Raw genomic sequence first — 12,307 nt, 5'->3', positions numbered from 1 at the left:
TTTGATTACTATGTGTAGCTATCTAAAAAAACTAATCATCCGATACGGACACTACCAACTGGTAGATGAGGAAATGATGCAACATCTAGAAGAGATCATTGCTAATGCAACGACTGCTATTGATACAGCAGATTCGTTAGTCGCACTTGATGAAGTGCGAGTTCAGTATTTAGGTAAGAAGGGTGAACTAACTCTTCAACTACAAAGCCTAGGTAAACTTCCACCTGAAGAGCGTCGCACTGCTGGTCAAGAGATCAACAAAGCGAAAGGTGCTGTTCAACAAGCGATCGCAGCTCGCAAAGACGCACTACAACGTGCAGAGCTTGAAGCGAAACTAGCTGAAGAAACTATCGATGTGAGCCTACCAGGTCGTCGCATTGAGAACGGTGGTCTTCACCCAGTTACTCGCACCGTTGAGCGTATCGAACAGTTCTTTGGTGAGCTTGGCTTTAGCACTGAGTCTGGCCCTGAGATCGAAGATGCATTCCACAACTTTGATGCACTAAACATCGCAGACGATCACCCAGCTCGTACTGATCACGATACTTTCTTCTTCAACCCTGATCTAATGCTACGTACGCACACTTCTGGTGTTCAAATCCGTACGATGGAAAACGGCAAACCGCCATTCCGCTTCATTGCTCCGGGTCGTGTTTACCGTAACGACTACGATCAAACTCACACGCCAATGTTCCACCAAGTGGAAGGTATGTTAGTTGATGAGAACGTAAACTTCGCACAACTTAAAGGCATTCTTAACGATTTCCTTTGTAACTTCTTTGAAGAAGAAGTTGAAGTGCGTTTCCGTCCTTCATTCTTCCCGTTCACAGAGCCTTCAGCTGAAGTTGACGTGAAACGTAAAGATGGCAAATGGCTAGAAGTTCTAGGCTGTGGCATGGTTCACCCTAACGTACTTCGCTCTGTTGGCATCGACCCTGAGAAATACTCTGGTTTTGCATTCGGTATGGGTGTAGAGCGTCTAACGATGCTTCGTTACGGCGTAAATGACCTTCGTGCGTTCTTCGAGAACGACCTTCGTTTCCTTAAACAATTCAAGTAATCCGGGGCAGTCAAAACTATGAAATTCAGTGAATCTTGGCTACGCGAGTGGGTTAAACCCGCAATTAACAGCGAAGAGCTAGCTCACCAAATCACTATGGCTGGTTTGGAAGTTGACGATGTAGAACCTGTTGCGGGTGTTTTCACCGGCGTTAAAGTAGGTAAAGTGGTTGAGTGCGGTCAGCACCCAGACGCAGACAAACTACAAGTTACAAAAATTGATATCGGCGCTGTTGATGCAGACGGTAATAAAGAGCTTTTAGACATCGTATGTGGTGCATCTAACTGTCGTCTTGGTCTAACTGTAGCAGTAGCAACAGTTGGCGCAGTACTTCCTGGTGACTTCAAAATCAAGAAAGCAAAACTACGTGGCGTTCCATCGCACGGCATGCTTTGTTCTTTCTCTGAGCTAGGTATCGACGTAGAGTCTGACGGCATCCTTGAGCTGCCAGAAGGTACAACGCTAGGTATGGACGTTCGTGAGCTTCTAGAGCTTAACGACGTAACTATCGACGTAGACCTAACAGCAAACCGCGCAGACTGCTTCAGCATCCGTGGTCTTGCTCGTGAAGTTGGCGTACTAAACCGCGCAGACGTTACAGAGCCAACAGTTGAAGCTGTTGCAACAAGCATTGAAGACACAGTATCTGTTGAAATCAAAGCAACTGATGCTTGTCCACGTTACCTTGGCCGTGTGGTTAAGAACGTAAACGTGAAAGCGGAATCTCCAATCTGGATGCAAGAAAAACTGCGTCGTTGTGGTATCCGTTCAATCGACCCAGTTGTAGACATCACAAACTACGTGATGTTAGAGCAAGGCCAACCAATGCACGCATTTGATCTAGCTAAGATCGAAGGCGGTATCGTGGTTCGTCTAGCAGAGCAGGGCGAAAAGCTAACACTTCTAGATGGCAACGAAGCTGAACTAAACAGCAACACACTTGTTATCGCTGACCAAAACAAAGCACTAGCAATCGCTGGTATCTTTGGCGGTCAAGATTCAGGTGTTACTACTGAAACAACTGACGTTCTTCTTGAAGCAGCATTCTTCGCACCGGATCACATCCGTGGTCGCGCACGTGCTTACGGCCTTCATACTGATTCTTCTCTACGTTTCGAACGTGGTGTTGATTCAACGCTACAAGCAGCAGCAATGGAGCGTGCAACACAGCTTCTAGTTGAAATCTGTGGTGGTGAAGTTGCGCCAGTAAACGGCAGCGAATCTGAAGCTGATCTACCAAAAGCAAACGTAGTTGCTCTACGTCGCGCTAAGCTAGACAGCCTATTAGGTCACGAAATTCCATCTACAGACGTAGTGGAAATTCTTACTCGCCTAGGTTGTAACGTTGAAACGACAGAAGCTGGTTGGACGGCAACGTCTCCATCTTGGCGTTTTGATATCGCAATCGAGCAAGACCTAATTGAAGAAGTAGGTCGTATCTACGGTTACGATAACATTCCAAACCAAGCGCCTAAAGCGGCACTTAAAATGAATGACCACAAAGAAGCTAACCAACCGCTTAAGCGCGTTCGTGACCTTCTTGTAGACCGTGGCTACCACGAAGCAATCACATACAGCTTCGTAGAACCAGAACAGCAAAAGCTTGTTGTACCTGGTGTTGAGCCGCTAATCCTGCCATTCCCAATTTCTGCGGATATGTCAGCAATGCGTCTTGGCCTAATCCAAGGCCTTCTAAACACAGTTGTTCACAACCAGAAGCGTCAACAGTCTCGCGTTCGTCTATTCGAATCAGGCCTACGTTTCATCCCTGAAGCAACGGCTGAAAACGGCATGCGCCAAGAAATGATGCTTGCGGGCGTTATCTCTGGTACTCGTGGCGAAGAGCACTGGGACATTGCAACTAACACTGTAGATTTCTTCGATCTTAAAGGTGACCTAGAAGCAGTTCTTGAGCTTTCTGCAAACGAAATCGCATACAGCTTCAAAGCAGCTAAGCACCCAGCACTTCACCCAGGTCAAACTGCGGCTATCGTAGTAGACGGCAAAGAAGTGGGTATCATTGGTACTGTTCACCCAGAACTAGAGCGTAAGTTTGGTCTTAACGGCCGCACTATCGTATTCGAAATCGAATGGGCAGCTATCAACACTCGCGTGCTTCCAGAAGCAGTAGCCGTATCTAAGTTCCCTGCAAACCGTCGTGATATCGCCGTAGTTGTTGACGAAGCAGTTGCTTCTGGCGACATCGTTGAAGCGTGTATCGCTGCTGGTGGCGAATTCCTAACAGGCGCTAAACTGTTCGACGTATACGTTGGTCAAGGCGTTGAAGAAGGTAAGAAGAGCCTAGCAATCGCACTTAGCCTACAGTCTGTAGAGCGCACACTTGAAGATGCAGACATCGCTGGTTCAGTAGATGCTATCGTAGCTTCAATCTCAGAGAAATTCGGCGCAGCACTTCGCGACTAATCTCTTCTGATAGATAGAAAACCAAAGGCCTCGCATTGCGAGGCCTTTTTTTTGGGACGAATACTAGGGTGTAGCTACAGACTCATAACTAACCGGATACCACTCATAAACTATTGATTTTTTTGATGAATGGCACGGTTACGCATTAATTTGTATAGTAATGTTTTGCTTATGTGTTTTCTTTGTCATAGTAAGGGGAAAATTTGGACAGATCAGCGATAAATACAATTAGAGGTTATTGCTACCAGTTTGACAAGTCGATTCTAGAATTGATGAAACTGAGTGAAGGTAGCGATAGTATCGAAGTGGAGGGCATTGAGGATGTAGACGTTAAGGTTAACGATGAAACTACAGCAGTTCAATGTAAATACTATGAAAATACTGACTATGTACCTTCGGTTATTGCTAAACCTATTAGATTAATGTTGGAACACTTTAAAAGTAATCCAACATCAATAAACAAATATCATATATATGGTCATTATAAATCAGGTCATGAAAAGCTAGTATTACCCATTACTCTCACATATTTAAAAGAGAAATTCCTGACATACAAGAAAGATAAAATTGAGATTAGAGAGTACGAAAGGTTAGGTATAGATGATTCAGATTTAAATAAATTTCTTTTGAAGTTGTCAATTGATATAAATGCAACTAGTTTCGATAAACAACAAGAAGAGGTTATAACTTGCCTTTCTAAATACTTTGATTGTGACAGGGACATTGCTAATCATTATTACAATAATGCATTCACGGTTGTTAAAGAACTTGGTTGTAATCATATATCTAGACAGATAACCAAGCAAAATTTTGTAAATGAAATAGATAATTCAAAGGTACTATATAACTCATGGAGAGAGCTTGCTATTGGGCGAGAGCAATATATTAAAGAGTTGAATAGAACATATTTCAAAAGAAGCCTGAGTACAGAAGCATATTCTAGGGTTTTCTCTATTGATTGCAAATATTCTGATAATAAAAGCATAAAAGATTGTATTTATGAAATTCAAAGAAAGTGGTCTCAACTCAGCACTAAAGCAGTTAAACCATTCAGTCCTTATATTTATCTAAATAATATTGATGAGGATAAGAAGATTAATTTAAAAAATGAATTGTATGATCAAGGGTTATTATTTTCGGATGGGTATAACTTCTTAGGGGCACTATTTTGTCATGATAGTATAATAAATTCCGAATCCGATACCAAAGTTAAATTCCAAATGTTTGATAATATTTCAGATATTGATCAGTTTATGTTAAATATAAAGAATAGAGTTGAAATTTACGAGTTCACCTATAGTTCTAGTATTTCTTTAATAAAACATCCAATAACGGCTTCTATTCAGATTAAAGGTTTTGAAGATATAAAGGGGATTGTATGATCGCACAAGAAAAAATCGTTGCTGAGGTGATATCAGTATCACCAAATAAGGTTAAGATTTCGGTTGATGAATTAAATGAATTCAAAATAGCAGACGAGCAACTCCGAGTAGGTTCTTACCTAAGAGTTTCAGATAACGATGATGTAGCTCTATTAGCAGTAATTGAAAATTTTTCGATAGAAGCTTTGGACGGGAATCGGAAGCAAAAATATATTATAGAAGCTAACCCAGTAGGTTTAATAAAAGATGGTAAATTTCAGCGAGGTGGAGATTCAATCGCTTTGCCTCCAAAGAGTGTGGTTCCTGCGCAGATCGATGATATAAGAGCCATCTATGAAGAGAGTGTAGAAGAAGACGAGCAATTTACTTTCTCAAAGCTTTTATTGAATCGTGAAATAAATGTACCTGTCAATGGTAACAGGTTTTTTAATAAGCATATTGCAGTCGTCGGCTCTACTGGCTCTGGAAAGTCACATACTGTCGCTAAGATAATACAAAATGCCACTCAAGTAAAAAAAGATGGTTTCAGTGGATTAAATAATTCTCATATAGTTATATTTGATATTCACTCTGAGTATCTTTCTGCTTTCCCTACCTCAAATAGACTAGATGTAAGTGAGCTTAATCTACCATACTGGCTTTTGAATAGTGAAGAACTTACAGAATTGTTTATTGATACTGAGTCTAATGACCATAATCAAAGGAATATATTCAAAGAGGCTATAGTATATAATAAAAAACAACACTTTAATGGTAATGATAAAAAGTTTATACATTTTGATTCACCCGTTTATTTTGATATTAATGAAGTCGTAACTTATATTTCTAACAGAAATAATGAGAAGAAATCAGGAACAAATGATATAAAGTGGTCAGATTCGGATGGCTGTGAGTTTATATTCAATGACGAAAATGCTCACAAGTTGTTTAATGATGATTTAAAACCTTTAGGTTCAAGTGCATCTGGGACTCAAAATGGAAAACTAATAAACTTTATAAATAGACTTGAAAATAAGATTAATGATCAAAGGCTAAACTTTCTTCTAGGTGATAAGGCTAGATCTGCAACATTTGAAGAGACAATAAGAAGTATTCTTGGTTATAAAGTTGATTTTGAATCAAATGTTAACATAATAGATTTAAGTGGAGTCCCATTTGAAGTTTTGAGTACGAGTGTTTCTTTGATTTCACGATTATTATTCGATGTCGGTTATTATAACAAGAAAAATAGTAATGCTCTTGGGAAAAACCAAGATGTCCCATTATTGTTGGTGTATGAAGAAGCACATAAATATGTTCCAAAAAGTAGTTTGAGTAAATATAGGTCATCTAAAATAGCGATTGAGAGAATCGCAAAAGAAGGGCGAAAGTATGGCGTAACTTTAATGCTTGCAAGTCAAAGACCTTCTGAAATATCCGAAACTATATTTTCTCAGTGTAATAGTTTTATATCAATGCGTTTAACCAACCCAGAAGATCAGAATTATGTCAAAAGACTTCTACCAGATACGTTAGGAGATATCACTACAATATTACCATCTCTTAGAGAAGGAGATGCTTTAATCATGGGGGATTCAATCTCAATTCCTTCACTGGTTAAAATCGACCGATGTTCTTTAGAGCCTTCGTCAACAGATGTAAAATATCTTGAAGTCTGGCAAGAAAAGTGGAAAGATTTAGCATTTACTCAGTTGATAGAAGGTTGGGGGAAATAGCTTAAGTTCATGTTAAGGGTGCAACTAGTTAGTTTCAATATCTCTAGTTTGGAAATGGAGTAATTTGTTTTACGTCAACTCTGATTTCAATTTTCAGTATTTATAAAGGGTAAGTTTCTTCGTTTGCCCTTCTTTTATGTAAGCGGCTGAAGCGAATCTCCCATTTGAAACAATAGTTTAAATTACATGAAACTTGATAAACGGAATTATCTTCATTGATTTTTATCGTATTTTATTACTTCAGCCTCAAACTTATTTTGGCGAAAAAGCAACCCTTGACCTGTCTATAACTTCACACTTTATAGTGTCTATTTTGATTGAGAGGGGCGCTTTCTGCGTACCCTCCAAAGTAAGTAGAGAGACACTATGAAACGTTTAATTCTAAACACCACACTCTTGGTATTCATGGTACTTGGTAGCATGAATGCCATAGCTTATGATTCGACGGTTAAGTTCGGTATCGCGATATCTCACGATGGTGAGCACATTGCGTATGGCAAAAGTGGAAGTGGGGAGACGGCACTGATCTTCATTCACGGTTCGAGCTCAGACAGCAATTCAACACAATGTTGATGAAAGCGGTTAAGTCAGTGAAGTAGGGCGCTGTAGTTGTTAAATGACGGCTGCAACTGTTGATATAAAAACCAAGGCCTCGCGATTGCGAGGCCTTTTTGGTAGTTGGAGGTTTTGTTAGCTACATTCATTTCAATTTGCGAGTAATGATCGCTTCGTTCACTCGTTTATGGTCCTTAAACGACAGCCTCATAGTTATATAAATGCTCTACCAACCACCCCTAGATATGTAATCAGCACCACCGTTATTGGTAAGGGCTGACCGAATCTAGGGGTGCTTTCTACTGACAATCACTTTAACTATGTGTTTAGGATGTCCTGCTATGGCTAAGAAAATAATATTCATTCATGGTCGCGCTCAAAAGCCCGATAAAGATTCCCTTCAAGCACTCTGGTACGAGGCTATAGAGCATGGCTTGCAGCGATATTGTGGAGACTCAAGTTCATTACAAGCTTTTAAAGATGTCGATAAACGGTTTGTCTATTACGGAGAACTATCAAACACATTGTTAGATAAACCAACGGAAGACCCTGCAAGTCGACAACAAGCGCTGTCTGAACTCAAAAAGTACAAGACAAGCCAGTTCAATAAAACAACGTATAACAAGGTATCTAAAGTTGGTTTTCTAAAAGAGGCGTTAGCAGATACTTTTTCATCGCTGTTTGGAAAGCTGGGTGTGGCTGAGACACTCATAACGAAGGTTGCGCCGGATATGGCGCATTATTGGTATGAAGATACTTATTATGGAAGCGATGTTAGGCATAGGCTGATGGTTGAACTGAAGGAAGCGCTTGATAATCAGGATGATGTGATGATTGTATCGCACAGTCTCGGGTCGATGATCAGTTATGACGTGCTGTGGAAGCTGTCTCATTACGGAGAGTATAGGCATGACTATGGTGCGGATAAGAAGGTTAACTTATTGCTTACGCTTGGGTCACCGTTAGGCGATGAAAACGTAAAAGATAGGCTAAAAGGGAGCCGCTTGAAAGATGAGAAGAAGTACCCTTTAAACATTCAGCAATGGATAAACATATCGGCAGAAGATGATTTTATCTCTCATGACAGCAAAATTAAAAATGACTTCAAAGATATGCTCAAACTGGATCTGATACCCGGCGGAATGAAAGATATCCATCCAGTTTATAACCTCAATATTCGCAACGGAAAAAGCAATCCGCATGCTTCCATCGGTTATCTAATCAATCCTAAATTCATTACAGTACTGGACGAATGGCTCTCTAATTGATTTGGTTTTATCATCGCCAATTGCTTCGGTGATCGTTCGTTGAAACTTAGATAAAACAAGGCCTCGCATGTGCGAGGCCTTTTTGTTTGTCGACTAAAACTAAATATTAATGGAGCTTAACGAAAACTCGGGATAATCGCCGGAATCCCCGGTAGAAGGCCAACTAACGCCATTACACCACTTAGCACAATGAACATAATGCCAGGCAACACCCAACGGCTCATTTTACTAAGCTCACTACTACGTTCTTTACAACCGACTAAGCCTAAGTTATCCAATAGCATGGTGAGAGCCCAACCAAATGCAGGGTTAACGAGCGCTGAAGAAAATACAACAATCGCTGCTGATTGTGTGGTTTTCCCTTCACGCGTCATTTCCATTCCAGCTTCTAGCAATGGCACAAATACCCCAACAATGAGCGCAACACAAAGCACAGGTTGCCAGATAGCTAGATCCATCGGGTAACCCCAAACCGCGGCGATGATACAGAACAGAGCTGTGAGCAATGCGCCGGCAGGAATAGGGCGTTTAGCAATCGCCGCTGGTACGATGTAAGTACCCCATGAAGACGTAAAGTTAGTACCGCCGAGCAGAGAGCCGAACGTTTGACGAATTGAAGCCGTGGTCATGGTGTCGTCAATGTTCATGTGTACTTTCTCGGTACGTTCTGGATAGCTGATTTTTTGAAACACTTGATGGCCTAAGAAATCTGGTGACCACATCGCCACGGCTAGAATTGCAAACGGCAATACCACCATGAAGTGCTCAATCGTTGGTAGGCCTAACATCCAACCGGTATCTTCTCCCCACCAATACATAGGGTTCATGTTAGGTAAGCCTGGCTCTGTGTGGAAAGCGAATGGGGCACCCATGGCAAATGCAATCGTACCACCCAGTAAGCAACTAAGAGGCACAGCTAACCAACGTTTACGGAAGTGTTCCAATAGCGCGTACAAGATAATGGTGCAAAAGATCACGACAAACGCGATGTGGCTCATGCCGATTCCTTCAGCCCAAGCGAACAGCTTTTTCACTTGAGAGGCGGTTCCAACAAAGCCAAGGTAGAGCAATAAGCCTCCACACACGCCTTTACTGGTAAGGTTGGCCAACATACTGCCACCTTTACTGATGGCTAAGATTAGGCCAAAAGCGCCAATCAGCAATCCAAACGCCATAGGGTGTCCGCCTGCTGCAACCACAATCGGAATTAAAGGAATGAGTGGGCCGTGTGTACCTGCGAGGTTCGCGGTCGGCAACAGGAAGCCAGAGAAAATAATAATGAAAACAGAGGCGATGAGGAGTTCATAACGAACGTTTTCTAGAATGAAGTCTTCATTTAATCCGAGAGCCCCAGCAAAGGTGGCTGCAATAGCGCCCACCATAACCACTTTACCAATGGTCGCCGCCATCGCTGGGATGGCGTCTTCTATCTCAAATCGATAATCTTTAAACGGCAAATTTGGACGCCAGCGCTTAGGCGACATGATTTGCAATTCGTGTTCTAGATACTGTTCTCGGGAATCAAATTCCGATCTTGGTTTATGTTGTTGTTCATAGGTGAGTTCATCCTCATGGACTTGAGGCTTCTCTGTTTGTATATGTGCGGACTCTAAAGTAGTGCTCATTTTGATTCCTTTCGTTCACACTCTGAGGTGTGTTATTCCAACAAACGTTGTTGACTCACGGCATGAAGTGAAAACAATGCGTCAACTTATCATTAAAAATTCATTAACATTTAGTTGTTAGTACCTTATACCAAACCAAAAAAAACAAATAGACTCAGTCGGTTAGACATTAGTCGTAGAGTCGGACGACTAGTATTAGACCCTGTAGATAGTATGTGTCTGTTTATTTGTAGGCGATGAGCTTTATTGGTAATAAATGAATATCTAACAAGAAATGCTTGGCGTTAAAGCATCAGATAGCATCCATCGATGAGTGGTTTCTGGGGTAACGTTTTTGGTTAAAAACTATTGATAATAATTCTCATTACGTTACCTTGTGGGCTCAAACACACTCATTGTTGCGGAGACCAACATGGAACACTCGGATATTACTCAACTGCTTATTCCAAAGAGCGATTGGGCATCGCCTGATCTCTTTCTCTATGAAGGGGAAGACAAACTTCATCTGAGCTTAGAAGGCGCAATTCAATACAGTGGATTGAACAGCATTGGTGGCGTGGTTCTGGGCTTTAGGATGATCCAACATGCGGTGCAACTCGCGGCGGGTGAGCAGTCTTTGCAACGTGATGGCATCAGTGTTTATACCGCGTTCCCTGGACGTGGTGCTCAAGATGCTTTTGAGTACACATGCCGCGCACTGCGTGATAGGCGCTATTGCTGTGATACCACATTGCATCACCCTGCAGCGCAAACCGGACAACGTGGTCAGTTCTTGTTTACGCTTCGCTTGAATGAACAGTCTATGGTGATGACGCCAGCAGACGGGCTTCCAAGAAAAAGCTATTTTGAGGCCGACAGACACGCACAAGAAGGTCGAGAGGCAGCATTGAGATGGCGTGATGAGAAGATTAACTTCGCCAATACGCTCTTGAGCTTGTCGCCAGAAGAGTGCTTACGCGTGTTGTAATTCTTTGTTCTCACTTACAGAATGAGCTCAAAAACACAATGAACAACAAGAGGTCGCTCGCTTTCAAGTGGGCGACTTTTTTGTATCAAGCGCTAACGGAAAGCAGATTCCTAGTCGCGCTTAGGCTTGCTGGAATGACTCACTTTTAGTTTAGTGCGGTAGTCTAAAGTCTATGAGTTTCAGCAATCAACTTAAGCTGCCCGATCTCAATCCGCGACACATTTAGGCACGCAGGTGGTGCAGTTTTCAAAGCATTACACAGCTTACACTGACACGAAGTGATATAATTTTTGCCCAAAGCTTTGAAGAGCTAATGAATTAAAGGATGAGTACGATGGAAAAAACGATCTCGTTGGTACTTGGCAGTGGTGGCGCAAGAGGCTTGGTTCACGTTGGAATCATCCGTTGGTTAATTGAGCATGGCTACCAGATAAAATCCATCTCTGGTTGTTCAATTGGCGCACTTATCGGTGGTGTCTATGCGGCGGGTAAGTTGGATGAATTTGAAGAGTGGGTCACCAGTATCGACCAATCGGATATGGCGATGATGTTGGATTTTTCATGGCAATCGAGTGGTATCTTCAAAGGGGACAAGATCATCGACACACTGCGTGGATTGATCGGTGAGATTTCAATTGAAGAACTGCCTATCCCTTATACCGCAGTTGCCGCTAACGTCGCCGATGAAAAAGAGGTTTGGCTGCAATCAGGCTCTCTGTTTGATGCCATTCGCGCTTCTATCTCTTTGCCATTGTTCTTCACGCCTCATGTGATTAATGGCGAAGCGCTGATTGATGGCGGGGTACTCAACCCTGTGCCGATTGCGCCTACCTTTGGTGATAAGACAGACTTTACTCTGGCTGTGAACTTAGGCGGCGAACCTGAAATTGTTCAACAGGAAGTGACACCGGTTTCCCTACCAACAAAAGAGAGTAACCTGCATGAGAAGGTTGTTCATTTTATCGATAATCTCGGTAGCAGTGTAAAAAGCAAAATGAGCTTCAATTTTGCAGCCTACGACATTGCCAACCAAGCGTTTGATGCGATGCAATCGACCATTGCTCGTCAAAAACTGGCCGCTTATCCCGCCGATATTACGCTTGAGATCCCACGTAATGCCTGTGGCACCTTAGAGTTTGATCGTTCACAAGAGATGATAGATAGAGGCTACCATTTGGCACAGGCTAAACTGGGCAATCGACTTTAATGTATTTGCTGCTGAATGAGACTAGGGCGTGTTGACCTTTCGCGGTTAAATTTTGTTCGAGATAAAAGCGTTTTAATCGCGGCGAGGGAGAAGTAGCCTAGTCA

The 12,307-nt window shown here is 42.1% G+C and carries 9 protein-coding genes; 8 read left to right on the top strand and 1 reads right to left on the bottom strand.

The window, feature by feature from the left end; genetic code table 11:
• Positions 1 to 76: 76 nt before the first annotated feature.
• The 6 genes from pheS (at position 77) to ACED53_RS14660 (ending at position 8,404) form a co-directional block, all read left to right on the top strand.
• Complete coding sequence (gene pheS / locus ACED53_RS14685; RefSeq protein ID WP_004734764.1) at positions 77 to 1,060, top strand: phenylalanine--tRNA ligase subunit alpha; 984 nt, start codon at positions 77 to 79, stop codon at positions 1,058 to 1,060.
• A gap of 18 nt (positions 1,061 to 1,078) precedes the next feature.
• Entirely contained in the window at positions 1,079 to 3,484 is a 2,406-nt protein-coding gene (gene pheT, locus ACED53_RS14680; RefSeq protein WP_017099750.1) for a phenylalanine--tRNA ligase subunit beta, read from the top strand.
• Positions 3,485 to 3,687: 203 nt separating this feature from the next.
• Positions 3,688 to 4,866, top strand: a complete 1,179-nt coding sequence (locus ACED53_RS14675) for a DUF4297 family anti-phage-associated protein (RefSeq protein WP_017099749.1) — start codon at positions 3,688 to 3,690, stop codon at positions 4,864 to 4,866.
• The gene (herA, locus tag ACED53_RS14670; RefSeq protein ID WP_017099748.1) at positions 4,863 to 6,581 is read left to right on the top strand and encodes an anti-phage-associated helicase HerA; all 1,719 of its coding nucleotides are present in this window, start codon (positions 4,863 to 4,865) and stop codon (positions 6,579 to 6,581) included. Before ACED53_RS14675 ends, herA begins: the two co-directional genes overlap by 4 nt.
• Positions 6,582 to 6,947: 366 nt before the next feature.
• Entirely contained in the window at positions 6,948 to 7,154 is a 207-nt protein-coding gene (locus ACED53_RS14665) for a hypothetical protein (RefSeq protein WP_017099747.1), read from the top strand.
• A 323-nt stretch (positions 7,155 to 7,477) separates the two neighbouring features.
• Positions 7,478 to 8,404 carry a hypothetical protein gene (locus ACED53_RS14660; RefSeq protein ID WP_029225339.1) on the top strand — a complete coding sequence of 309 codons (927 nt, stop codon included), beginning with the start codon at positions 7,478 to 7,480 and terminating at the stop codon, positions 8,402 to 8,404.
• 116 nt (positions 8,405 to 8,520) lie between these two features.
• On the opposite strand, the gene ACED53_RS14655 is transcribed toward ACED53_RS14660, so the two are convergent.
• The gene (locus tag ACED53_RS14655) at positions 8,521 to 10,029 is read right to left on the bottom strand and encodes a DUF3360 domain-containing protein (protein ID WP_012604176.1); all 1,509 of its coding nucleotides are present in this window, start codon (positions 10,027 to 10,029) and stop codon (positions 8,521 to 8,523) included.
• Positions 10,030 to 10,441: 412 nt separating this feature from the next.
• Between ACED53_RS14655 and ACED53_RS14650 the strand changes: the two genes are divergently transcribed.
• Both ACED53_RS14650 and ACED53_RS14645 read left to right on the top strand, forming a co-directional pair.
• Positions 10,442 to 10,996, top strand: a complete 555-nt coding sequence (locus ACED53_RS14650) for a hypothetical protein (protein ID WP_009846993.1) — start codon at positions 10,442 to 10,444, stop codon at positions 10,994 to 10,996.
• 334 nt (positions 10,997 to 11,330) lie between these two features.
• Positions 11,331 to 12,203, top strand: coding sequence for a patatin-like phospholipase family protein (locus ACED53_RS14645; RefSeq protein ID WP_029225338.1), 873 nt, complete (start codon positions 11,331 to 11,333; stop codon positions 12,201 to 12,203).
• Positions 12,204 to 12,307 lie beyond the last annotated feature (104 nt).

Origin of the sequence: Vibrio sp. 1F169 (assembly GCF_041439605.1) — a bacterium.
In the GTDB taxonomy this organism is placed as follows: Bacteria; Pseudomonadota; Gammaproteobacteria; order Enterobacterales; family Vibrionaceae; genus Vibrio; species Vibrio tasmaniensis_A.
This window is presented reverse-complemented; position numbering and strand designations above follow the sequence as displayed.

Excerpts from the sequence above, each read along its gene's own strand:
- pheS (WP_004734764.1), top strand. The coding sequence starts at position 77 with ATGCAACATCTAGAAGAGATCATTGCTAATGCAACGACTGCTATTGAT.
- pheT (WP_017099750.1), top strand. The coding sequence starts at position 1,079 with ATGAAATTCAGTGAATCTTGGCTACGCGAGTGGGTTAAACCCGCAATT.
- herA (WP_017099748.1), top strand. The coding sequence starts at position 4,863 with ATGATCGCACAAGAAAAAATCGTTGCTGAGGTGATATCAGTATCACCA.
- ACED53_RS14665 (WP_017099747.1), top strand. The coding sequence starts at position 6,948 with ATGAAACGTTTAATTCTAAACACCACACTCTTGGTATTCATGGTACTT.
- ACED53_RS14660 (WP_029225339.1), top strand. The coding sequence starts at position 7,478 with ATGGCTAAGAAAATAATATTCATTCATGGTCGCGCTCAAAAGCCCGAT.
- ACED53_RS14655 (WP_012604176.1), bottom strand. The coding sequence starts at position 10,029 with ATGAGCACTACTTTAGAGTCCGCACATATACAAACAGAGAAGCCTCAA.
- ACED53_RS14650 (WP_009846993.1), top strand. The coding sequence starts at position 10,442 with ATGGAACACTCGGATATTACTCAACTGCTTATTCCAAAGAGCGATTGG.
- ACED53_RS14645 (WP_029225338.1), top strand. The coding sequence starts at position 11,331 with ATGGAAAAAACGATCTCGTTGGTACTTGGCAGTGGTGGCGCAAGAGGC.